Source organism: Pseudotenacibaculum haliotis, from assembly GCF_042684245.1.
Lineage (GTDB): Bacteria > Bacteroidota > Bacteroidia > Flavobacteriales > Flavobacteriaceae > Polaribacter > Polaribacter haliotis_A.
The window spans coordinates 84,866-108,332 of the sequence record NZ_JBHULH010000003.1 but is presented as its reverse complement, the minus strand read 5'-3'; the positions used below and the strand labels follow the sequence as shown (position 1 = coordinate 108,332).

At 35.4% G+C, this 23,467-nt stretch carries 26 protein-coding genes; 22 read left to right on the top strand and 4 right to left on the bottom strand.

Going from position 1 to position 23,467, the window contains the following annotated elements; genetic code table 11:
- Window positions 1-10: 10 nt before the first annotated feature.
- From ACFSRZ_RS06100 to ACFSRZ_RS06080, 5 genes are all read left to right on the top strand, one after another.
- Window positions 11-1,426 carry an MBL fold metallo-hydrolase gene (locus ACFSRZ_RS06100; RefSeq protein WP_379665646.1) on the top strand — a complete coding sequence of 472 codons (1,416 nt, stop codon included), beginning with the start codon at window positions 11-13 and terminating at the stop codon, window positions 1,424-1,426.
- A gap of 152 nt (window positions 1,427-1,578) precedes the next feature.
- Complete coding sequence (locus ACFSRZ_RS06095) at window positions 1,579-2,280, top strand: phytanoyl-CoA dioxygenase family protein (RefSeq protein ID WP_379665645.1); 702 nt, start codon at window positions 1,579-1,581, stop codon at window positions 2,278-2,280.
- 80 nt (window positions 2,281-2,360) lie between these two features.
- Window positions 2,361-2,753 (top strand): hypothetical protein, encoded by a 393-nt coding sequence (locus tag ACFSRZ_RS06090; protein ID WP_379665644.1) that lies wholly within the window; start codon window positions 2,361-2,363, stop codon window positions 2,751-2,753.
- Window positions 2,750-3,229, top strand: coding sequence for a hypothetical protein (locus ACFSRZ_RS06085; protein ID WP_379665643.1), 480 nt, complete (start codon window positions 2,750-2,752; stop codon window positions 3,227-3,229). The genes ACFSRZ_RS06090 and ACFSRZ_RS06085 overlap by 4 nt, the downstream gene beginning before the upstream one ends.
- A gap of 47 nt (window positions 3,230-3,276) precedes the next feature.
- Window positions 3,277-3,726, top strand: a complete 450-nt coding sequence (locus ACFSRZ_RS06080) for a 3-oxoacyl-ACP synthase (RefSeq protein ID WP_379665642.1) — start codon at window positions 3,277-3,279, stop codon at window positions 3,724-3,726.
- Here the strand turns inward: ACFSRZ_RS06080 and ACFSRZ_RS06075 are convergent.
- From ACFSRZ_RS06075 to ACFSRZ_RS06060, 4 genes are all read right to left on the bottom strand, one after another.
- Window positions 3,682-4,617 (bottom strand): ABC transporter ATP-binding protein, encoded by a 936-nt coding sequence (locus tag ACFSRZ_RS06075; RefSeq protein ID WP_379665641.1) that lies wholly within the window; start codon window positions 4,615-4,617, stop codon window positions 3,682-3,684. The genes ACFSRZ_RS06080 and ACFSRZ_RS06075 overlap by 45 nt on opposite strands.
- A 142-nt stretch (window positions 4,618-4,759) precedes the next feature.
- Window positions 4,760-6,838 (bottom strand): M13 family metallopeptidase, encoded by a 2,079-nt coding sequence (locus tag ACFSRZ_RS06070; protein WP_379665640.1) that lies wholly within the window; start codon window positions 6,836-6,838, stop codon window positions 4,760-4,762.
- Between the two features lie 16 nt (window positions 6,839-6,854).
- A complete protein-coding gene (locus ACFSRZ_RS06065; protein ID WP_379665639.1) occupies window positions 6,855-9,014 on the bottom strand; it encodes a prolyl oligopeptidase family serine peptidase in 2,160 nt (719 codons plus the stop codon).
- A 93-nt stretch (window positions 9,015-9,107) separates the two neighbouring features.
- Complete coding sequence (locus ACFSRZ_RS06060; protein ID WP_379665638.1) at window positions 9,108-9,479, bottom strand: DoxX protein; 372 nt, start codon at window positions 9,477-9,479, stop codon at window positions 9,108-9,110.
- A 136-nt stretch (window positions 9,480-9,615) separates the two neighbouring features.
- On the opposite strand from ACFSRZ_RS06060, the gene trxA reads away from it, so the two are divergent.
- The 17 genes from trxA (at window position 9,616) to ACFSRZ_RS05975 (ending at window position 23,347) form a co-directional block, all read left to right on the top strand.
- Complete coding sequence (trxA, locus tag ACFSRZ_RS06055; protein ID WP_379665637.1) at window positions 9,616-9,975, top strand: thioredoxin; 360 nt, start codon at window positions 9,616-9,618, stop codon at window positions 9,973-9,975.
- A 110-nt stretch (window positions 9,976-10,085) separates the two neighbouring features.
- Window positions 10,086-10,424, top strand: a complete 339-nt coding sequence (locus ACFSRZ_RS06050; protein ID WP_379665636.1) for a PadR family transcriptional regulator — start codon at window positions 10,086-10,088, stop codon at window positions 10,422-10,424.
- Between the two features lies 1 nt (window position 10,425).
- A complete protein-coding gene (locus ACFSRZ_RS06045) occupies window positions 10,426-11,133 on the top strand; it encodes a hypothetical protein (RefSeq protein WP_379665635.1) in 708 nt (235 codons plus the stop codon).
- Window positions 11,134-11,185: 52 nt separating this feature from the next.
- Complete coding sequence (locus tag ACFSRZ_RS06040; protein WP_379665634.1) at window positions 11,186-12,664, top strand: DUF5687 family protein; 1,479 nt, start codon at window positions 11,186-11,188, stop codon at window positions 12,662-12,664.
- Window positions 12,665-12,675: 11 nt separating this feature from the next.
- Entirely contained in the window at window positions 12,676-13,371 is a 696-nt protein-coding gene (locus ACFSRZ_RS06035) for an ABC transporter ATP-binding protein (RefSeq protein WP_379665633.1), read from the top strand.
- Window positions 13,372-13,463: 92 nt separating this feature from the next.
- Window positions 13,464-15,671 carry a type IX secretion system periplasmic lipoprotein PorW/SprE gene (gene porW, locus ACFSRZ_RS06030; RefSeq protein WP_379665632.1) on the top strand — a complete coding sequence of 736 codons (2,208 nt, stop codon included), beginning with the start codon at window positions 13,464-13,466 and terminating at the stop codon, window positions 15,669-15,671.
- Between the two features lie 6 nt (window positions 15,672-15,677).
- Window positions 15,678-16,088: a bactofilin family protein gene (locus tag ACFSRZ_RS06025; RefSeq protein WP_379665631.1), complete on the top strand. Its 411-nt coding sequence runs from the start codon at window positions 15,678-15,680 to the stop codon at window positions 16,086-16,088.
- Window positions 16,051-16,278 (top strand): AtpZ/AtpI family protein, encoded by a 228-nt coding sequence (locus ACFSRZ_RS06020; protein WP_379665630.1) that lies wholly within the window; start codon window positions 16,051-16,053, stop codon window positions 16,276-16,278. Before ACFSRZ_RS06025 ends, ACFSRZ_RS06020 begins: the two co-directional genes overlap by 38 nt.
- A complete protein-coding gene (locus ACFSRZ_RS06015; RefSeq protein ID WP_379665629.1) occupies window positions 16,279-16,677 on the top strand; it encodes a hypothetical protein in 399 nt (132 codons plus the stop codon).
- Between the two features lie 105 nt (window positions 16,678-16,782).
- Window positions 16,783-17,862: a F0F1 ATP synthase subunit A gene (gene atpB, locus ACFSRZ_RS06010; protein WP_379665628.1), complete on the top strand. Its 1,080-nt coding sequence runs from the start codon at window positions 16,783-16,785 to the stop codon at window positions 17,860-17,862.
- 44 nt (window positions 17,863-17,906) lie between these two features.
- Window positions 17,907-18,101: an ATP synthase F0 subunit C gene (gene atpE, locus ACFSRZ_RS06005; protein ID WP_379665627.1), complete on the top strand. Its 195-nt coding sequence runs from the start codon at window positions 17,907-17,909 to the stop codon at window positions 18,099-18,101.
- Between the two features lie 93 nt (window positions 18,102-18,194).
- Window positions 18,195-18,695, top strand: coding sequence for a F0F1 ATP synthase subunit B (locus ACFSRZ_RS06000; RefSeq protein WP_379665626.1), 501 nt, complete (start codon window positions 18,195-18,197; stop codon window positions 18,693-18,695).
- A 7-nt stretch (window positions 18,696-18,702) separates the two neighbouring features.
- Window positions 18,703-19,260: an ATP synthase F1 subunit delta gene (atpH, locus tag ACFSRZ_RS05995; RefSeq protein ID WP_379665625.1), complete on the top strand. Its 558-nt coding sequence runs from the start codon at window positions 18,703-18,705 to the stop codon at window positions 19,258-19,260.
- A gap of 21 nt (window positions 19,261-19,281) precedes the next feature.
- Window positions 19,282-20,859, top strand: a complete 1,578-nt coding sequence (atpA, locus tag ACFSRZ_RS05990; RefSeq protein WP_379665624.1) for a F0F1 ATP synthase subunit alpha — start codon at window positions 19,282-19,284, stop codon at window positions 20,857-20,859.
- Between the two features lie 20 nt (window positions 20,860-20,879).
- Complete coding sequence (atpG, locus tag ACFSRZ_RS05985) at window positions 20,880-21,740, top strand: ATP synthase F1 subunit gamma (RefSeq protein ID WP_379665623.1); 861 nt, start codon at window positions 20,880-20,882, stop codon at window positions 21,738-21,740.
- 103 nt (window positions 21,741-21,843) lie between these two features.
- The gene (locus tag ACFSRZ_RS05980; RefSeq protein ID WP_379665622.1) at window positions 21,844-22,320 is read left to right on the top strand and encodes a hypothetical protein; all 477 of its coding nucleotides are present in this window, start codon (window positions 21,844-21,846) and stop codon (window positions 22,318-22,320) included.
- A 103-nt stretch (window positions 22,321-22,423) separates the two neighbouring features.
- Complete coding sequence (locus ACFSRZ_RS05975) at window positions 22,424-23,347, top strand: hypothetical protein (RefSeq protein WP_379665621.1); 924 nt, start codon at window positions 22,424-22,426, stop codon at window positions 23,345-23,347.
- The last annotated feature ends 120 nt before the right edge of the window (window positions 23,348-23,467 follow it).

Genomic DNA, 23,467 nt, shown 5'->3' with positions numbered 1-23,467 from the left:
TTTAAGAACCATGAAAATACAGCAATTATACACCCAATGCTTAGCCGAAGCAACCTACTATATAGTATCTGGAAATGAAGCGGCTATTATAGATCCTTTAAGAGAAACAGAGCCTTACTTGAAGAAGTTGAAAGAAGATAAGGCAAGTTTAAAATACATCTTTTTAACCCATTTTCATGCAGACTTTGTTTCCGGTCATGTAGACTTAGCAAAAGAAACCGGAGCTACCATTGTGTATGGACCTACAGCTCAAGCCGATTTTAATTTTTACCAAGGAAAAGACAACGAAGAATTTATTATTGGAGACATTACGTTGAAATTGCTACACACTCCGGGACATACATTAGAATCATCTTGTTTTTTACTACTTGACGAGGAAGGAAAAGAGTACTGTCTATTCTCCGGAGATACCATATTTATAGGTGATGTAGGAAGGCCGGATCTAGCTGTTACTTCTTCTATTTCTAAGGAAGATTTAGCAGCAAAACTGTACACCTCTTTGCATACCAAGATTACTCAACTTCCCGATGAAATTATAGTATACCCTAATCACGGAAAAGGATCTGCTTGTGGTAAAAACATGAGCTCAGAAACCTATGATACATTAGGAAACCAGAAAAAGGTAAACTATGCATTGGACCCTAGTTTATCTCAAGATGAGTTTGTTCAAAAAGTATTGGAAGGTTTGTCTACACCACCACAATATTTCCCAAAAAACGCGATGATGAACAAGCAGATCAATAAGGATGTAAATGAAGTGATCACAAAAGGCTTGTCGCCATTAGAAGCAGATGAAGTAGTATATCAGGTTGCCAAAAAAGGAGCATTGATCTTAGATGTACGATCTGTAGACGAGTATATTGAAAAACACATTCCAAAGTCTATTTTCATTGGATTGCAAGGTGCTTTTGCACCATGGGTAGGTGCATTGATCAAAGACATAGATCAACCTATAATTTTGGTAGCTCCTAAAGGAAAAGAAAAAGAAGCAGTAACTCGTCTTTCTAGAATAGGTTACGATAATGTGATTGGATATGTTAAGGAAGGCGCTCTAGATTGGGAAGAAGCCGGGTATGCAACAGAAGAAGTTCCTAATGTTTTGGCAAGCTCAGAAGCCTTAAAAACAGCCCCTTTCTTTTTGGATGTAAGAAGAGCAGGAGAGTATGAAGATAATCACATCAACGAATCTATTCACGTTCCGTTGAGTGAGATCTTTGAGGGAGTAGCAGAATTAAAAAAGAAACAAACATATTATGTATACTGCGCAGGAGGCTACCGTTCTTTAATTGCCTTATCTATATTAAAGCGATTAGGATTTACAAGTGTCATCAATATTCAAGGAGGGTTTGCTGAAATTGCAAAGAACAACCTTCCTTTAAAAAGGTGCCCTAAGAGTTGTCCTCAATGTGAGTGCCATAAACAATAATCTTCATTAAACTTTAGATAGTTGAACTTTTGTAACCCGAAGAATTCCCCCTGTTCTTCGGGTTGCTTTTTTTAAGAGAGTTTCTAGGTCTATGATGAATCTAGTTTATTGTGTATCTTTCCATGGTTTGAAAAATTGCTTAAGTAAGAAAAATGAACTACGAAAAAAACATAGAAGAATTAACGAAACAAGGCTTTAGTATTGTTGATGATTTCTATTCTGATGAAGAAATTAATAAGATGAGCAATATTCTTTCAGCAGCATCAGAAGAAGGAAGTTCTTTTATGAGAAATAAAGATCTGTTTGCTATAAGGCAAGTGTTGAAAGAAATACCGGAATTACAAGAAGTATTATTTAATGAACAATTAAGATCTCTGCTTCCTGAAGGGTATTTTTTAACAAAATCCATCTACTTTGATAAGCCGGGAAAATCCAATTGGTTTGTGTCTCTACACCAAGATATTAGTATTTCTGTTGATGAAAGATATGATGTAGCAGGCTATACAAATTGGACATTTAAAAGAGGACAACACGGAGTGATTCCTCCGGAAGAAATTCTAGAAAATAGCATTACAATACGAGTTCATTTAGATGATACAGATGATAAGAATGGAGCTTTGTCTGTTATCCCCAAATCACATGTCTTAGGGGTCAAGAGAATTGAAGAGTTAGAAGAGAAAGGAACTATTACATGTGTGGTTAAAAGAGGAGGTGTAATGTTGATGAAGCCTTTGACTTTTCATAGCTCTAAGAAATCAATTGAAGACAGAAATAGAAGAGTTATCCACTTAGAGTTTAGTAATAAAGAATTAAAGAAACCATTGTGTTGGTTGGAGAAAGTAAGCCTAAATTAATGTCATTCCGAACAAAGTGAAGGAATCTTAACAAGGGGATTACTTCTTCGCTTCGCTCATCGTAATGACTAAATAGAGAAATGACAAAAGAAGAATTCTTATTTAGATTGCAAGGAGCTAGTTTTTTAGCAATGAAGTTTGCTGAAAACTATGTAAAGAATAAACTGTACACAGAATTTAGATATGATGTTACATTGATAGAACCGGAAAATCGTTCAAAAGAGTTTTCTGAAATAAAAGAGAATGAAGCAGTAGATTTAATTTTTAAAGAAGGAAAAGTTCCGACATGGATAGATATTAGTGTTTCAAAAGTAACGAAGAAAGAAACAATAATAAACCTCTTGTGCTCTAAGGATTACTCAAAAAAGAAAGAAGATTTGTATTATACAGAAGGAGGCTCAAAACCTTTTGGAATTAAAAGCCCGAACTTACCCATTGGGTATAAAAAAGGAGAAAAATTTAAATTGAAATGAAAAAGCATTTTGAATTAATACCTCATGTAGGGGCTAGAGATATAAGGTTTGGTATGACTAAGAAAGAGGTTATTAGTATTTTAGGAGAACCAGAAAATCATTCTAAAAAATCTGTGTTTGAATACGAGGGAGAACAAATAGAATCACCAGAGCAATTAGGGTATTTTGAAAATGAACTTCAGATTACAATAGACGGAGAAAGAGGCGTAGATTTTATTGAGTTTTATGGAAAAGAAAGAGAGAAAACAGATGTCTTTTTTAAAAATATTGATGTGTTTTCCAATACAGCAACAGAATTAATATCAAAGATTTCTGAATTAACAAAAGAGAAGTATGATTCAGAGCATACGGAGCTACCCTATACAGTCATTTTTAGAAATATTGATTTATCATTGTGGAGGCAGATAATTTCTGGTGATGAAGGAAAATATTTTTGGACAATAGCAATAGGAAGAAAAGATTATTATAGAGAATAAACCTAGAGCAAAACAATAGCATTTTATAACACGATGTACTAAGATTAATGACAGTTAAACAACAACTTTATCAACACTGCGCCGAGTATGTACAGCAACGCTTAAACACCATTGAAAACACCATTCAGTCGCATCAAAAAGCATTGAGCTCAGAAACCAAAAGTTCTGCCGGAGACAAGCACGAAACCGGACGAGCGATGTTGCAATTGGAAATGGAAAAAGCAGGGCAACAATTGGCATCGGTTCAACAAATGAAAGAGATCTTGGCAAAGATAGACCCTACAAAACCCTCTTCAATTGTCAGTCTGGGCGCGATTGTCAATACAAGCTTAGGAACGTATTTTTTAAGCATAAGCGCAGGTCAACTGCAAGTGGACAAGGATGTGTTTTTCGCTATTTCTGCCTCTTCTCCGATCGGAAAATTGTTGTTGGGAAAAAAAGAAGGAGATGCGTTAGTTTGGAATGGTAGAAAAATTGAGATACACTACATTTCCTGACCCAATCCTTTGTGAATGCTGAAAGAAAATAGATTGCCCTTTTAATTCGGCTTCGATTAGCCAACTAAACCCTTTGTAATAGGAATTTTTTACAACCGCATGGTATTCTGAAGTATCTACGGCTTTAATATGATGTGGGTATAACAATCGGTTTTCCCCGTCAATCATAATATCATTTACATCATCAAACAATGCAGCTACATAATGTTCTTTCGGATGCTGATACAGCTCTTTTGGAGCTCCTTGTGCTAAGATCTGATGATCTTTGATCACAATCATTTTATCAGCAAAAGACAAAGCATCATTTCCGTCGTGTGTAGCCACAATACAAGCAATGTTCTTTTCTTTCAAATAAGAAAAAAGCTTTCTTCGTAGCGAGTTCTTTTTAAAATTATCGATTTGGCTAAAAGGCTCATCCAACAAGATCATTTCGGGTTCTTTTGCCAATGCTCTAGCTATAGCAACACGCTGTTGTTGTCCGCCACTAAGGTCTTTAACTCGTTGTTTGGCAAAGGCTTTCATTTCGATTACCTCTAACAATTCATTTGTTCTGTGTTTTGATTCTTCAGGGTGAAAACGAGACAAGAATTTTGCAATATTTTCTTCTACCGAAGTATACGGCATTAAATCGAAATCCTGAGCAACATACTTGAAGAATTCCATTCCCGGAACCAAGTGAAAAGCGGGTCCTAAAATTTGCTGATCTTTCCAATAGAGCTCTCCTGATTTTACATCCAACAAACCATAAATGGCTTTTAATAAAGTAGATTTTCCGCTACCGCTTTCTCCCATTACACACAAGTGTTCTCCGGGAGCCAACTGAAATGAAAGGTTTTTCAAAACCTCTTTGTGGTTGTTGTATTGAAAGGATATGTTCTTAACGTGCAGCATAAAAAAACCGTAGGCGTTAAACCTACGGCAAAAATAAGGTGAAAAATGTCTTTACGAGAGATTTATCTCGAAGTAATCTCACGAAATTAATGAGTTTGCTTCTTGCACTAACACGCAATCGCAAAGACAGTTTATAATCTAATTACCAGATAGCAACTCTGTCTTCTGGTTTGATATACATTTTATCTCCTTCAACAATATTGAATGCTTTGTAGAAAGCATCTACGTTTTGTAATGGAACGAATGCTCTGAACATTCCAGGAGAGTGTGGGTCTGTTTTTACTTGATTCTTTAAAGCCTCGTCTCTAGACTTGATTCTCCAAATAGTAGCCCAAGACATAAAGAAACGTTGCTCAGCAGTAAACCCATCTATTGGTTCTGGTTTTCCGTTCTTCTCGTAGCTGATCATCAATCCTTCATAAGCAGCACGGATTCCTCCAAGGTCACCAATGTTTTCTCCAAGTGTAAATTCACCGTTGATCTTAACATCATCAATTACAGTAAACTGACTGTATTGGTCTGCTAATTTTTTACCTAAAGCAGTAAACTTAGTTAAGTCTTCTTCAGTCCACCAGTTGTTTAAGTTTCCATCTCCGTCAAAACGAGATCCAGAGTCGTCAAAACTGTGAGAGATCTCATGTCCGATTACAGCTCCGATACCACCATAATTTACAGCATCGTCTGCTTTGTAATCATAGAAAGGAGGTTGTAAAATAGCCGCAGGGAAAACAATCTCGTTGTTTACAGGATTAAAGTAAGCATTTACTGTTTGAGGAGACATTCCCCACTCAGTTCTGTCTACTTCTTTTCCAAGTTTACTCATATTTTCTTCGAATCCCCACTTAGAAATATTCACAGAATTGTCAAAGTAAGTACCACCTTCTTCAAGACCTTTTACTTCTAAAGCAGAGTAATCTTTCCACTTATCAGGATAAGCGATCTTAACGGTTAACTTGTTTAACTTATCGATAGCTTTTTTCTTAGTTTCTTCACTCATCCACTCTAATCCTTTGATTCTTTTTTCGAATCCAAGCATTACATTGGCAATCATTTCTTCAGCTTTTTTCTTTGCCTCCGGCGGAAACTTTTTATCAACATATAACTTCCCTAAAGCTTCACCAATTGCTCCGTTTACGTTTCCTAAAGCGCGCTCTTCTCTAGGACGTTGTTCTTTAGCTCCTCTTAATGTTTTGCTGTAGAACTCCCAGTTTGCTTTTTCTAGATCTGTAGTTAAGATTCCTGCAGCCGTATTGATCAAAGACCAACGTAAGTATAATTTGATGTCTTCAATAGAGCTGTTTTTCATGATGTCGTTCATCGCCTTCATATATTTCGGCTGAGTTACGATCACTCTGTCGATTTCGTTTACACCAATTCCTTTAAAGTATTCAGGCCAGTTGATAGAAGGAACCAAGTCAGACAATTCTTTTAAGGTCATTGGATTGTATAGTTTACGCGTATCTCTTTGCTCTTCTTTGGTCAAACGAGGAGTTGCTAAACTAGTTTCAAAAGCTAAGATTTTAGCAGCGTCTTTTTTAGCAGTTGCTTCGTCGCTACCAAACTCTGCTAACATTCTAGCAATGTGAGCTTCGTATTTTTCTCTTTTTCCTTTTGTGTCTTCATCTTGATCTACATAGTAATCTCTAGACAAACCTAATCCTGCAGCTCCTAAATAACCTGCGTTCATTTTACTGTCCTTTAAATCGTTGAAAACACCGAAATTGAAGAATCCAGCTCCACCATACGGAGTGAAGTTTATTAACAATTCTTCAAGATCTTTTAAGTTTTTTACTTCATCAATTTTTGCTAAGAATGGTTTTACAGGGTCAATCCCTTGCTTATTTCTAGCTACAGTATCCATGATAGACTGGTAGTAGTATACAGCTTTTTGCTGATCGGAAGTTTTTAGATTTCCTTCAGCATCTTTTAATTTTGGGAAATCTCCGGTTTCAATAGCTTCATTTAAAATGGTTAATACATCATGATCTGTCATTTTACGAAGCTCTCCAAAACTTCCCCAAGAAGTTCTGTCTGCAGGAATTTCTGTTTTGTCCAGCCAATTTCCGTTCACATAACGGAAGAAATCGTCATTAGGACGTACAGAAGTATCCATATTTTCTAGAACAATTCCAGCACTTTTTTCGTCGGTATCTTTCTTACATGCTACAATTCCAAATGCAGCAATTGCAGAAAAGAGGAAAACCTTTTTAATTGAGTTCATTTGTTTTGGTTTTTGTTTATGATTTGATTTTTGATTTTGGCGGGTTTGGTAATTTCTCATAACCCATATTGAATAGTGTAAATCCGAAAACATCGGAAGACTCTTCTATTATTTGTTCTAATGATTTTCCGGCACCATGACCTGCATTAACGTCTATTCGTATCAAAACAGGATTGCTACCGATTTGTTTGTCCTGCAATTCAGCAGCAAACTTAAAACTATGAGCAGGTACCACACGATCGTCATGATCTCCGGTGGTTACCATTGTTGCCGGGTATTCTACGCCTTCTTTTACATTGTGTACAGGCGAATACCCTTTTAAGTATTCAAACATCTCTTTACTTTGTTCAGCAGTTCCGTAGTCATATGCCCATCCGGCTCCGGCTGTAAATGTGTGATAACGTAACATATCCAAAACTCCAACAGCAGGCAGTGCTACACGCATTAAATCCGGACGTTGCGTCATGGTTGCTCCTACTAATAATCCTCCGTTAGATCCTCCACTGATGGCTAAATAGTCTGAGGATGTATAGTTGTTTTCGATCAAATATTCGGCAGCAGCAATAAAATCGTCAAACACATTTTGTTTTTGCATTTGTGTTCCTGCATCGTGCCATTTCTTTCCGTATTCTCCACCACCACGTAAATTAGGAACAGCATAAATTCCGCCTTGCTCCATCCAAACAGCTCTTGTTACGCTAAAACTAGGGTTCAAACTAATGTTAAACCCACCGTAACCATACAGTATGGTCGGGTTTTTACCGTTCAATTCAATTCCTTTTTTGTAGGTAATGATCATAGGAACTTTGGTTCCGTCTTTAGAAGTATAGAATACTTGCTTACTTTCATAATCAGCAGAATTAAAATCGATATCAGGCTTCCAGTATAGTTCGTATTCTCCTGTTTTTATATCCAATTTATAAATGCTAGACGGTGTGTTGTAATTGGTGAAAGTAAAGTAATCAATTGTTGCATCTTTCTTACCGCCAAACCCTCCGGCATTTCCTACGCCAGGTAATTTGATCTCTCTCACTAATTTTCCATCAAAATCGTATTGTAAAACTTTAGAAACAGCATCTACCATGTATTCAGCAAAGAAATATCCTCCTCCGGTAGAAGGGCTTAATACATGTTCAGTTTCAGCAATAAAATCCGTCCAGTTCTCTGGAGTAGGGTTGCTAGCGTCTACTGTTACGATCTTTTGATTTGGAGCATTCAAGTTGGTTACCAAGTATAATTTACTTCCTTTATTATCTATGACGAACGTATCACTATTAAAGTTACCGACAACTGTAATTAATTTGCTGTTCTTCTGAGTTAAGTCTTTGATAAAAAGCTTGTTTCCTGAAGTGGAAGTTTGAGCTTGTATGACAAGATATCTATTGTCTTCTGTTAAATAAGCAAAGACATAACGATGTTTTTCTTCAGGAGTTCCTCCAAAGATCACAGGATCGTTTTTTTGAGGAGTTCCCAATTTATGATAGTATAGTTTATGCTGATCCGTTTTTGCAGAAAGCTCACTACCTTTAGGTTTGTCATAACTTGAATAATAGAAACCATCGTTCCCTTTCCAGCTAATTCCTGAGAATTTTACATCGACTAAAGTATCCTCCTTGATCTTTTTACTTTCTACATCAATTACAATGACCTTTCGCCAATCGCTTCCCCCTTCAGAAATAGAGTAAGCCGCAGTTTTTCCGTCTTTAGAAAAACTGATTCCGCTTAATGAGGTTGTTCCATCTTCAGAGAAGGTGTTAGGGTCTAAGAAAACTTCTTCTGTTCCTGCATCATCTTTTTTACGATACACAACAGAATGATTTTGTAGCCCGTCGTTCTTATAATAATATGTATAATCACCTTCAACAAAAGGAGAGCTTATTTTTTCGTAATTCCATAATTCAGACAATCGATCTTTCAATTGATCTCGATAAGGTATTTTACTGAGGTAATCGAAAGTAACTTCGTTTTCAGCTTTTACCCAATCTTCTGTTTGCTTACTTCTATCATCTTCCAGCCAACGATAATTGTCTACTACTTCGGTTCCAAAATATGTGTCAGAAACCGGTTGTTTTGTTGTTTCGGGATAATTCACGGTAATCTCTCTTTTGTTAGATTCTTCTTTACATGCAGTCAGAACGGTCGCAGCGCAAAGAATAGGAATGATTAGTTTTTTCATTGTGAAACGTAATTAATTGGCTTCTAAATTAGTATAAAAAAAACCTCCTATGTTACAGAAACAGGAGGTTTTAACAGAATTTAACGTTTATTTTTAATCAAAGAGCGACTTGAATCGATCCCAGTTTGTATAGATCAAGAATAAGTTCAATACTGCAACTATGGCTGCAAATAAAATCCCATCAGGAGCATACTTTAAATGGAATGCTACGATGTTAAAAGAAACAGGTACTAACAGGATCAAAGCGAAAGGCACAGCCTTGTTTATCACTAAGAGTAAACCAGCTAAAATGTAAATCACTCCCAAGGTAGGAAAGATGTAACCACTTCCGCCTAAAGCCCCCATAAATGCACCAGCAGTTTCCGATAATTCGGGGTTGGGCATAAAATGGAAAAATTTGTTAGCTCCAAAAACTAACATCGCTAAACCTAAAAGGTAACGAGCAATCATTGCAATGGAATTCATAATGTAAGGTATTAGTTAATAATTAGTTAGGTTTAAATTTAAGAAAAATAAAATTGATGCTTTTTTTGAAAGATTTAGATGATGTAATTTGTTTGAAGATAAAACGTCTAACTTCGCACAATAAGGAAAGTATAATATGACAGAGCTATTAACGAAGGAAACCTTTTTAGAAAAGGTCTTCAATTACGAGAAAAATAAAGAGTGGACCTTTGAAGGAAAGGTTCCTGCTATTATAGATTTTTATGCAGATTGGTGTGGGCCTTGTAAAATGATCGCTCCAATTTTAGAGGAATTAAGTGAAGAGTATGGAGACAAGATCAATATCTATAAAGTAGATACAGAAGCAGAGCAGGAATTAGCAGCTGCCTTTGCGATTAGAAGTATTCCTTCTATGTTGTTTATTCCTATGGATGAGCAACCACAAATGGCAACGGGAGCACTGCCCAAGCAAAACCTAAAAGAAATCATTCAACAAGTTTTAAAAGTTGAAGCCTAAGATAAGCCCGAGTTTTTACTCGGGTTTTTTTATGCTCAAAAAAACAATACCTTTGAATTTTATGCATAAGAAAATTATGTATACATTTGACCTCAGTGAAAACATGAAGTATGGGAAATCAAAAACTATATAAAGGATCTTTGCAAACCATCATTTTAAAACTCCTTGAAGAGAACACAAGAATGTACGGTTATGAGATCACTCAGAAAGTAAAAGAACTCACAAAAGGAGAACTTCAAATTACAGAAGGAGCATTGTATCCGGCGTTACACAAATTGGAAGCTGAAGGTGTTTTGGAAGTTGAGGTTTCTAAAGTAGGAAACCGCCTAAGAAAATACTACAGATTAACAGAGGAAGGGCTAAGAGAAACAACAAATAGACTTTCTGAAATGCAGGAGTTTTTAAACACAATGCAAAAGTTGGTAAATCCTAAATTAAGCTTGGAATAATATGGAATTGACTGAAAAAGAAATAGAAGAGTTATACAAATTCACTAGAAAGCATTATGTAATTCATTATGATTTACAAACAGAGCTGGTAGACCACTTAGCAAATGATATTGAAACGATATGGTTAGAAAAACCAAACTTATCATTTAGAGAAGCAAGAGATATATCATTTAAAAAGTTTGGAGTTTTTGGGTTTTCTGATGTTGTGAGTCAGAAAGAAAAACAGATGACCAAGAAATATTGGAGAATCCTGTGGAGGTTTGTTAAGGAATGGTTTGACATTCCCAAGATCATTGGAACAGCTGCTATTTTTAGTTTGTTTTTCTTTTTATTACAGATAAGAGTAGGCCCGATAATTTTAGTTACAGCCTTTATAATTTTCTGTTTGTCTTCAATAGTTTTTGAAATCATCATTAAATACAAAGTCCGATCAAGAAAGAAGAAAGAGCAAAAGATTTTTTTGTTGGAAGAAATGATTCATCAAACAAAAGGAGGGTTAATTTTTGTCTATCTCATAAACATATGGAATGCACTGAACTTTTTAGATATCGACTTTTTCTCATTATCAGTATATTGGATTGGGTTGGTTTCTTTTCTATTAACCCTACTTTTAATAAGCTTTTATGTGACCCATTTTACAATTCCTAACAAAGCAGAAGAACTGTTGGAAGAAGTTTATCCAGAATATAAATTGCAGAAGAATTTGTAACAAAAACCAACTTTTAGATACTTATTCGTTATCAAACTAATTCACTAACAAAATGATTGCACACTTTTTACGCCTAGAATGGAAGCAATATTTTAGAGCTCCTTATTGGCAAAAGAGCATTGGAATAAAAATCTTTATGGGATTCTTTGCTCTTTACTTCATTGCTATGTTTTTAGGAATGGGGTTTGGATTATTTCCAGTACTTAAAAAAGCATATCCAGATCAAGATCCATTTACGATTGTAAACCAGGCTCTGTTTTATTGGATTTCTGCTGATTTAGCAGTTCGCTTTTTCCTACAAAAATTACCTGTAATGACCGTGAAGCCTTTTTTGACACTTCCAGTGAAAAGAAGTAAGATTGTAAATTTTGTACTAACAAAATCGATCTTCTCATTCTTTAATTTTTTACCCTTATTTTTTGCTATACCATTTTCCATTGTTCTGATAGGGAAGGGATATGACCCTACTCAAGTTTGGACATGGTTTGGGTTTATTTTCTTGGTAACGCATGTCATAAACATGTTAAACTTCTTCCTAGAAAACTTAATGGCAAAATCTGAATTATCCATACTCCCTATTGTTGGGATTTTAGGATTGTTGTCGGGATTGAATCATTATCAAGTGATCCCATTATCAGATCTAACTGCATCTGGAATTACAGCAATCCTTGAGACACCTGTGTATTTATTAATTGTCATTGGAATGTTAGTGGTATTGTATATCTCTAATTATAGAAGCTTAAAAAACAAACTATATGTAGATAGTGCAGTTCAGGTAAAAATAAAAGAAGCAAAAACATCTGACTTGTCTTGGACAAGAAGGTTTGGAGATATTGCTCCATTTATGCAATTGGATTTACGATTGATCATGAGAAATAAGAGAACAAAAAGTACATTATTTATCCTGGTCATTGGATTGCTTTATGGACTGTTTTTTTATCCACAACCCGTATATAGAGATATGGAGTTTTTCTATTCGTTTATAGGAATTTTTTCTACAGGATCTTTCTTAATTAATTTCGGACAATTTATTCCTGCTTGGGATAGTGGCTACTATAAAATGCTTATGAGTCAGAACTTTGAGTATAAAAGATACCTGGAGTCAAAGTTTGTTCTTATGAGTATGAGTGTGGTTCTTTTATTTGTTTTTGGAATTCCATACGTATACTTTGGGTGGAAAATACTATTGGTACATTTTGCTGCCATGATCTACAATATTGGAGTAAATACTCACGTAATTATGTATGGAGGGTCTTTTAATAGAAAGAAGATCAATCTAGACCAAAAAGCAGCATTTAATTACCAAGGAACAGGAGCCGTTCAATGGTTAATAGGTATTCCTTTAATGGTAATACCAATGGGGCTTTTTGCTGCGTTAAATTACTTCATCAACTTTGAAGTTGCCGTTACTGTCTTAATAGCATTAGGACTTTTAGGAATCGTTTTTCATACAAAAATTATGAAAACGATTACCAAAAAATACATCAAATCTAAATACAAAATGATCGGAGCTTTTGATCAAGACAACTAATATCGAATACCATGATACAAACAAAAAATATTTCAAAAAAATACGGACAAGCAGAAGTGCTAAATATTGATTCTCTTGAAATTCCAAAAGGACAGAGTTTTGGATTGGTAGGGAATAATGGAGCCGGAAAAACTACGTACTTCAATTTATTATTGGATTTGATCAGACCTACTACAGGAGGAATTACCAATAACGATGTAGTTGTTAACGAAAGTGAAGAATGGAAAACCTTTACAGGATCATTTATTGATGAGACTTTTCTAATTGGATATTTAACACCAGAAGAATATTTTGATTTCATTGGAGATCTAAGAGGAATGACAGCAGCCGATGTAAAAGCATTTCTTGCACAATTTGATGAATTCTTCAACGGAGAGATCATCGGGAAGAAAAAATACTTAAGAGATTTAAGTAAAGGAAATCAGAAGAAGGCAGGAATTGCTGCTGCTATGATGGGAAATCCGCAAGTGGTTATTCTAGATGAGCCTTTTGCAAACCTAGATCCAACTACTCAGATCCGATTAAAGAAGATTTTAAAAACCTTAACGGAAGACAGAGAAGTAACTGTTTTGGTTTCCAGTCACGACTTGAGTCACGTTACCGAAGTATGTGAACGAATTGTGGTTCTCGACAAAGGAATCGTAGTAAAAGACATTCAAACTTCAGAGGAAACCTTAAAAGAGTTGGAGAGCTATTTTTCTGTTTAGCCAACTATATCTAAGTTTTATTCCTATTTTTACGCTCTTATTTGCAATATTTTCACTTTGAAACTGTTGTAAATAAGAGTTTTTACATGCTAATGAAGAACATTCAAAAAATAGGATTTCTAGGGTTACTGTTTTTGATTGCTTCCTGTAGTACAAGAAAGGATGCATTTTTAAACAGAAGTTTCCATTCTGTAACCACAAAGTACAATGTCTTATACAATGGAAAAGTGGCCTTTCAGCAAGGGATTGATGACATCAATTCGAAATACGAAGATGATTTTTGGGAGCTGATTCCAATTGAGCCTATCAAGTTCAAAGGAAATATTGTTGCCGCACCTAAATTCAACTCAGGATTTGGTGGCCCGGGAGCGCCTATTAAAAAGCAAGACAATCAGAAAGCATTACCTCCTTTTGAAAAAGCAGAAGAAAAAGCAGTAAAAGCCATTCAAAAACACTCCATGAATATTTATGGAAAAGAGCGCAACAAGCAAATTGACGATGCTTATCTTCTTTTAGGAAAATCCAGATACTATACAGAACGTTTTATTCCTGCGATAGAAGCTTTTAATTACATCATTGCCAACTATCCAAAGGCAAACCTTATTAATGAGACCAAAATTTGGAGAGCAAAAGCCAATATTCGAATTGACAATGTAGAATTGGCTATTGAAACCTTGTCGATCTTATTAAGGCAACCGGAACTTCCAGAGTTGATCAAAGAAGAGGCACATACGGCAATGGCAATGGCCTATTTAAAGATGGACAGCATTCACAGAGTTAAAGAACATCTTTGGCTGGCAACTGAAACCTCTAAAAACAAGGTACAACGATCTAGAAATATGTATGTTTTAGGACAGTTGTATGCTATGGAAAAAAACAAAGACTCGGCGACATTGGTATTTCAAAATTTGGTCGACTTTAAAAAAGCGCCGTATAAATTTAGAATCCATGCAAACATAGAGTTGGCAAAAAACTCGCCATCAGATTCTTCTACAATAGCATTGTTAGATCGATTTAAAAAATTGATCAAGAACAGAGATAACAGACCTTATTTAGATGCTTTGTACTACCAAGTAGGTACGTTGGAAGAAGGAAGAGATAGTATAGACAGAGCTAAAGAATATTACAATTATTCTCTACGCGCAAAAGAGGCAAAGCCCAAGCAAAAAACTTTCAGTTACGAAAGACTGGCCAATATCTACTTTAAAGATTTGGACTATGTAACCGCAAGTTCTTATTACGATAGTGTTTTACTGGTTGCAAAAGACAAGCAGACACTTCGAATTAAAAGAATAGAACGAAAAGCAAAAAATCTGGCCTCTTTGAGAAAGTATGAAGAAGTACTGCAAAGAAATGATAGTGTTCTTAAGTTGGTTGGAATGTCTGGCGAAGAAAGAAGAAAGCTCTTTCAGGATTATATAGACAAGATCAAAAAAGCAGATGAAGAAGAAGCTCAAAAGAAGCTCAACGCGATTTCTTTTGGAAATGCTTTTGGAGGCGGAAGTGCTCAAGCAAGAGATAACAAAGGAAAATGGTATTTCTACAATGTTCAATCTTTGGGATTCGGAAAAGGAGAATTTGAAAGAGTGTGGGGTACCCGATCTTTAGAAGATAATTGGAGATGGTCTGACAAAACCACTAGAAAGGAAGATGCCAAAGACAATGTAAAGATCAGTCAGAAGCTAGCCAGATACGAATTAGAAACCTACTTAAAGACAATTCCGTCAAAACCTAAAGAAATAGATTCTTTGGTGTATGACAGAAATAAAGCTCTTTTTGAGTTGGGGTTGATCTATAAAGAACAATTTAAAAATACACCTAAAGCTATTTCAAACCTAGAAAGACTGTTGAGTGTTAACCCGGATAAAGAATTGATCTTACCAGCAAACTATCACTTATATCAGATCTATTCAGAACTAGGAGATGGAAAATCAGAGAAGTATAAGAATGTTGTTTTAACAGATTATGCCGATACTCCTTTTGCAAAGATTATTTTAAATCCAGAAAGTGAGTTGAAGGAGAATAAAGAAGTTGATGAGGTGTCAGAATTGTATAAAATAGCATACAGATTGTATAAAGATGAATCTTTTGAAGAAACGGTTTGTTTTATTACTGAAGTCTTACCAACCCTTGAAGATTCTTTACTAATTCCTAAGTTTACACTTCTAAAAGCCTATGCTATAGGAAAGTATCAAAGAAAAGAATCTTATATTGCAGCCCTTGAAAAAGTTGCGGTAGCATATCCGCAAACAGAACAAGGTAAAAAAGCATTAGAATTAATTAAACGACTAAAACAGTGATCCCCCATGTTTAGTAGCAAAGAAAAAACACAAAAACCCAAGGTGATGGAAAGAAATGTTGTAGCAAAGAACACATCCATTGTAGGAGATATTAAATCTGAAGGAGACTTTAGAATTGACGGAACTCTGGAAGGAAATTTAGTAACCGACGGAAAGGTTATTATTGGAGTTGACGGATTTATCAAAGGAAAAGTAGAATCTACCCATGCAGATATAGAAGGAAAGTTCTCCGGAGAGTTGTTGGTGCAAGAAACATTAACCATCAAAGCATCTGCCCATATATCAGGAGATGTGATCATTGGAAAACTATCTGTAGAGCCCGGAGCCACATTTAATGCAACATGTGCTATGAAAGGAACTGTAAAAGAACTGAATCAGCATGAGCAACAAAGAGCCCTCAAAGAAAAAACAGCTTAAGAACGCACTGGTTCTTACCGGAGTTGCATTTCAAATGGGCGCAACCATTTACCTATTTGTTTTGTTAGGGAAATGGCTTGACTCAACCTATAATCAAGGAGAGAAACTATACATTATCATCACTACATTGGCCGGAGTAGGCGTATCTTTATATCTAGTGATCAAACAATTGAACAGACTGAATTCTTAAATGAGCAAGACAATTTCAAATTTCGTCATTCGAATTCTTTTTTTTACAGGAGTAACTTTTGGGTTACATCTTTTGGTTTTAAAACTTATGGAATTGCCTTTGTTTGCCGATAAGATCGTATTGGCTTATATAGTAAATGTAGCGCTGGCTATTATTGTCTTTGTTTTTCTGTTTGTATTTAGGCAAAGATTTAAAAATCAGTTAGGTTTCATTTTTATTTCAGGAAGTATGATAAAGTTTGCCTTGTTTTTCACCTTATTTTACGGGGCTTACAAGAAAGATGGATCGATTTCTGAAACCGAATTTTTTGCTTTTTTCATTCCATATCTTTTAACACTTGTTATAGAGATTTTTAGCTTATCTAAATGGCTAAATAAATTGGATGAATTACCCTCCTGAAACTCAACGCAAAAAGCCTTAAAAATAAAGTTTAAAATAGTTTTTGGTTTTAAGATAAAAACTTACCTTTGCAGCGATTTTTAAGCCACTATTATTACGAGTGATATGCGTAGAAAAATAACTGTAAAAGCGTTAGCCCTAATATTCCTACTAACTTCATTTACTTCTTTTGCTTCTGGCGACAAAAAAGATGGTAAGCCTCAAGACAAAGAACAATACATTAAGGAGTACATTCAGCACCACTTACAAGACACGTATGATTTCGGGTTTTTCTCAAGCACAGACGAGAAAGGACATGTAACTCATTACGGATTTCCATTACCTGTAATTTTATGGGACGGTGGTTTGAAAGTGTTCTCATCTTCTAAGTTTCACCACGGAGAAACAGTTGCAGAGGTAGATGGAAACTACTATAAGTTATACCACGGGAAAATCTATAAGACAGATGCTGCAGGTACCATTAACTATGATGCAGATCACCACGCAACAAATGAAAAGCCATTAGATTTTTCGATTACAAAGAACGTTGTAATGATTTTTGTTGTTTTCTTGATCATGTTCTTTATGTTCAAAAGAATGGCAAAGTCTTACAAGAAGAACAACGGATTGCCAACAGGAATGGGTCGTTTATTAGAGCCAATCGTTTTGTATATCCGTGACGATATTGCCAAGCCAAACATTGGAGAGAAGAACTATAAGAGATATATGAGTTACTTATTAACGGTATTCTTCTTTGTGTGGATCGTAAACTTATTTGGTTTAACACCTCTAGGTGTAAATATCACCAACAATATTGCGGTAACATTTTTCTTAGCGTTGCTAACGTATTTGATTACCACTTTCACAGCAAAAAAAGACTATTGGAAGCACATCTTCTGGATGCCAGGAGTGCCTGCCCCAATGAAAATCATATTAGCTCCTATTGAATTATTAGGAACGATCATCAAACCATTTTCATTAATGATCCGTTTGTATGCAAACATTACAGCAGGTCACATTGTATTAATGAGTTTAATTGGAATGATGTTCATTTTTAAGAACTGGTTAGGAACTCCACTTTCATTTTTATTAGCATTTGTATTAGGAATCTTAGAGTTGTTAGTAGCAGCTTTACAAGCCTATATTTTTACAATGTTATCAGCGCTTTATTTTGGAGCAGCAGTGGAGGAACACGATCACCACTAAGGAGTGAATAAATTTTGAATGTTTAATTTTTAAATAAATATATTATGACAATTCCAAACATCGTAGGTGCAGGATTAGTAGTAATCGGAGCTGGTATCGGTATCGGACAAATTGGTGGAAAAGCAATGGAAGCTATTGCTCGTCAACCAGAAGCTACAGGTAAGATCCAAACAGCAATGTTAATTGCTGCTGCCTTAATTGAAGGTATTGGATTTGCTGCTTTATTCGCAGTAAGCTAAAACTAAACAAAGAAACAGCTATAACGGTTGGTTATAGCTGTTCTTTTACAATTTGAATTAAACAGAAAACATTAGAGATATAATATTAAAATCATGGAGAAGTTACTTGAAGATTTTTCGTTAGGATTGTTTTTTTGGATGGCAGTGCTTTTTTTAGCATTACTATTCTTGTTAAGAAAGTTTGCTTGGAGACCAATTTTAGATTCTGTTAACGAGAGAGAAGAAGGAATTAAAAATGCATTAGCTTCAGCAGAAGACGCAAAAAAGGAAATGGAAAACTTGCAAGCTAGCAACGAGCAGTTGTTAAAAGAAGCAAGAGCAGAAAGAGATGCGTTAATGAAAGAAGCACGTGAGATCAAAGACAAAATGATCTCTGACGCGAAAGATGAAGCGAAAGAAGTTGCCGCTAAATTAATCGAGAATGCACAAGCTTCTATTGAGCAAGAAAAACAAGCAGCGTTATCTGAATTAAAAAACCAAGTAGCAGAACTTTCTATTGGAATTGCAGAATCTGTAGTGAAAAGAGAATTGGCTTCTAAAGATGACCAGTTGAAGTTAGTAGAAGGAATGTTACAAGAAGTTACGTTAAAGTAATCGTTGTATGAGAAACACTAGAGCTGCATTACGTTACGCAAAGGCTATTTTAAACTTAGCAAAAGATTCTGGAAAAGAATCTGATGTTAACAATGATATGATCTTGGTTGCATCTACCATTGCTGAAAACAGTGACTTGGATGTAATGTTAAAGAGCCCTGTAATTAAAGCAGAAGATAAAAAAAACGTATTAAAAGCGCTTTTCGAAGGGAAAGTAACAAACATCTCAACAGGTTTGTTCCTTTTATTAGAAGAAAATAAGCGTTTAAGCCTTTTAGAGTCGGTTGCAAAACAATACACCATTATTTTCGATCACCTAAAAAGCATTGATATTGCCAAAGTAACCACAGCTGTACCATTAACTGCAGAAATTGAAAAGCAAGTAATGGCTAAGATTGTTGAAATTACAGGAAACAAGGCAAGTTTAGAAAATATTGTAAATCCAGATATTTTAGGAGGATTTATCTTACGTGTAGGAGACGTGCAATACGATGCTAGTATCTCCAATTATTTAAATGAATTAAGAAAGGAATTTGATCACAGCGATTTCATTCCAAAAATTTAATTATACATCAAATTAGAAAAGATGGCAGCAATTAAACCCGCTGAAGTATCAGCAATTTTAAAGCAACAATTAACAAATTTCGAAGCGAAAGCTACGTTAAATGAGGTAGGTACTGTTTTACAAGTAGGAGACGGTATTGCTCGTGTGTATGGTTTATCAAACGTACAATACGGAGAATTAGTAGAATTTGATAACGGATTAGAAGGAATCGTATTGAACTTAGAAGAAGATAATGCCGGTGTGGTATTATTAGGGGCTTCTACTTCTATCAAAGAAGGATCTACTGTAAAGCGTACTGAAAGAATTGCTTCTTTAAGAGCTGGAGAAGGAATTGTAGGGCGTGTAGTTGATACCTTAGGAACTCCAATTGATGGTAAAGGTCCAATCGAAGGAGAAACTTTCGAAATGCCATTAGAGCGTAAAGCTCCAGGGGTAATTTATCGTGAGCCTGTAACTGAGCCGTTACAAACAGGAATCAAGGCAGTTGATGCAATGATCCCAATCGGTAGAGGACAACGTGAGTTGATCATTGGAGACCGTCAAACAGGTAAATCTACAGTTGCGTTAGATACCATCTTAAATCAAAAAGAATTTTACGATGCAGGTGAGCCAGTTTACTGTATTTACGTAGCTATCGGTCAAAAAGCTTCTACAGTAGCAGCAATTGCTAACATGTTAGAAGAAAGAGGAGCTTTAGCGTATACTACTATCGTAGCAGCAAACGCTTCTGACCCTGCACCAATGCAAGTATATGCTCCATTCGCAGGAGCTGCGATCGGAGAGTACTTCCGTGATACAGGTAGACCAGCATTAATTATCTATGATGATTTATCAAAACAAGCAGTAGCTTACCGTGAGGTATCGTTATTGTTAAGAAGACCTCCAGGACGTGAGGCATATCCAGGAGACGTATTCTATTTACACTCTAGATTATTAGAGCGTGCTGCAAAAGTGATCAATGATGATGCTATTGCTGCTCAAATGAATGACGTTCCAGATTCATTAAAAGGAAAAGTAAAAGGAGGAGGATCTTTAACAGCCCTTCCAATTATTGAAACACAAGCGGGAGACGTTTCTGCTTATATTCCAACAAACGTAATTTCGATTACAGACGGACAGATCTTCTTAGAGTCTGACTTATTTAACTCAGGGGTTCGTCCTGCGATTAACGTAGGTATCTCTGTATCTCGTGTAGGAGGTTCTGCCCAGATCAAGTCTATGAAGAAAGTATCAGGAACATTAAAATTAGACCAAGCACAATACCGTGAATTAGAAGCATTCGCTAAGTTTGGATCTGACCTTGATGCTGCTACCATGAACGTAATTGAAAAAGGAAAGCGTAACGTGGAAATCTTAAAGCAATCTCAAAACGATCCATTTACAGTAGAAGATCAGATTGCAATCATCTACGCAGGTTCTAAGAATTTATTAAAAGACGTACCGGTAGAAAAAGTAAAAGAATTTGAAAGAGATTATATCGAGTATTTAAATGCAAAACACAGAGGTGTTTTAGATACTTTAAAATCTGGAAAGCTTACTGATGATGCAATTGCTACATTAGAAAGCGCTGCTTCAGAGATCTCTTCTAAATATGCTTAATTAATTAAAGACCCATTTCAATGGCGAATTTAAAAGAAATACGTAACAGAATTACTTCAATTGGTTCTACCATGCAGATTACCAGTGCCATGAAAATGGTATCTGCTGCAAAGTTGAAGAAGGCTCAAGATGCAATTACTGCAATGCGCCCTTATTCATCTAAATTGACAGAACTGTTACAAAGTTTAAGTGCAACTCTTGATAGCGATGCAGGAGGAGCTTACTCTAAACAAAGAGAAGTTTCTAAAGCGTTGATCGTTGTTGTAACCTCAAACAGAGGTTTGTGTGGTGGATTTAATTCTTCTGTAATTAAAGAAACCATCCAAAACATCGAAAACAATTATCAAGGAGTTGAAGTAGAATTACTAACAATAGGAAAAAAAGGAAACGATATCTTATCGAAAAGTCACACTGTTATCGAAAACAGAAACGACATTTTTGATGATCTTACCTTTGAAAATGTAGCAGAAGTTGCTCAGAAATTAATGGATTTATATGTTGATGGATCTTACGATAAGATAGAAATCATCTACAACAGATTCAAAAATGCAGCAACTCAAATTCCTCAGGTAGAGCAATTCTTACCGATCAAACCGGTAGAAGGAGATGCAAACACCAATATGGATTACATTTTTGAACCAACAAAAGAAGAGATCGTTCTAGAATTGATTCCTAAGTCTTTAAAAACTCAATTGTTCAAGGCTGTTAGAGATAGTTTTGCGGCAGAGCACGGAGCTCGTATGACTGCAATGCACAAAGCAACAGACAACGCAACAGAGTTAAGAGACGAGTTGTTATTAACTTACAACAAAGCACGTCAGGCAGCTATTACCAACGAGATCTTAGAGATCGTAGGAGGAGCAGAAGCATTGAACAACTAGAAGATAAGTTCATAAATATATAAAGAGCGCAACCCAAGGGTTGCGCTCTTTTTTTGTATTTTGGCATAACTCTTGGAACCAAACTTACAAACCCAAAAAACATATGAAAACAGCAATCTATTTATTCATGTTCATAGGACTGATGACCTGTAAATCTGCTAAAATTGAAAAGAACCCACCTTTTACAATAAGCGGAGCCACATACAATTATTGGTTTGGAGGTCAGCAAGGAGTAAGCGGAATTAGAGTGATCATTTCGTATGAGACGAAAGCAAATGATATTACATTTGATAAGATCTATTTTGCTAAAAAAGAAGGAACAATAACGATTTCCAAAAAGGAAGGTAAGAGTTATTTGATTGGACAGATCAACACCTCTAAATCAAGAAATGAAAAAGGGGATTTGATCTTAGATAAAGACCCTACGAAAGAGATCAACAACAAATTACCGGAACAAACAAAGAAGATTCCTTTTGAGCTAAAAGAGAACGAAGCAGTAATTGCTTACACATACAAAGGGAAGCAAAGATTCTATAAAGTCACAAAAATGAAACAAACAAAAACAGATTTTTATCCATAATTAATCTGTTGATAATCAAAACAAAAGCACTTCGAAATGAAGTGCTTTTGTTTTTTGGCACGCAATTTGGTTTTCCATAAACATAACCAAAAACCCAAAGCGTATGAGAGCCATAAAATTACTATTAGTTACATTATTTACCGGAGCACTTTTTAGTTCATGCTCTGTATTTATTGAAGATGTAGTTGATGACTCAATTACATTAAATGAATTGATGTCAAGCTACGATCTGTGGTATGTAGATATACACAGAACAACCGGAACAGGAGAAATTCCTTTTGTTACCCGAGCATTTACGTTATCATTCTTTAATGGAAACCTATATGCTAACAACAATATTGCTGGAATTGGTTTTACAGGAAACGGATTAGGAATTGTTGTAGGAGATTATAATACATTCGGAACAAGGTTAGAAACCTTTCACGATGTAGACGGAAGAAACGATTTTATAGTAACCCAATTATCGTCAAATGAGATCGAAATCTACAACGGATTTCACAATGTAAGCTACATTTTGGTAGGATATCAAAGAAGTCATTTTGATTACGATAGATTGTTCTATGACAATATTGAATATTTCTTGCAAGAGTACGATGCTTGGGAAAGAACAGACATAAGTGCTTCAGGAACTGCAAATGCTTTTGATGATGAACATTATCTGCAATTTACGCCTGAAAACAATACAACTTTTTACTCTTCTCACGATGAATTTGGCACGAATATTGGTGGTATAATGTGGGATTTTACAGGGAGTTACGAGGTCTTTGACGTTCAAGGAAACAGCAACCTGAAAATTTTAACACTTAATTATGATGGCGGAGATATAGAAGAGTTCGAATTAAGCGTTGTTAATGATCAAAAAGTAGAGTTATTTCACCTAAGTTCACAAACAACTTACGGATTTACAGGAAGAGGATTCATTCAATTCTTAAAAAATGGTGAAAAAGCAAAGACATCTGTAAGGAATAACGGTAGAAAACGTACTAAGATTATAAGAAAAGTAAAAGAAAGAAGAAGCATCAAGTAAAAGATGTTTATCTAAAAATAAAGTTTGGTTAGTTGATTTTTGGTTGGTTATTCTCAATAACCAATTGAAAGGGAACCGCTCTAGAGGTAGAGCGGTTTTTTCTTGCTCTAAATTCACTGA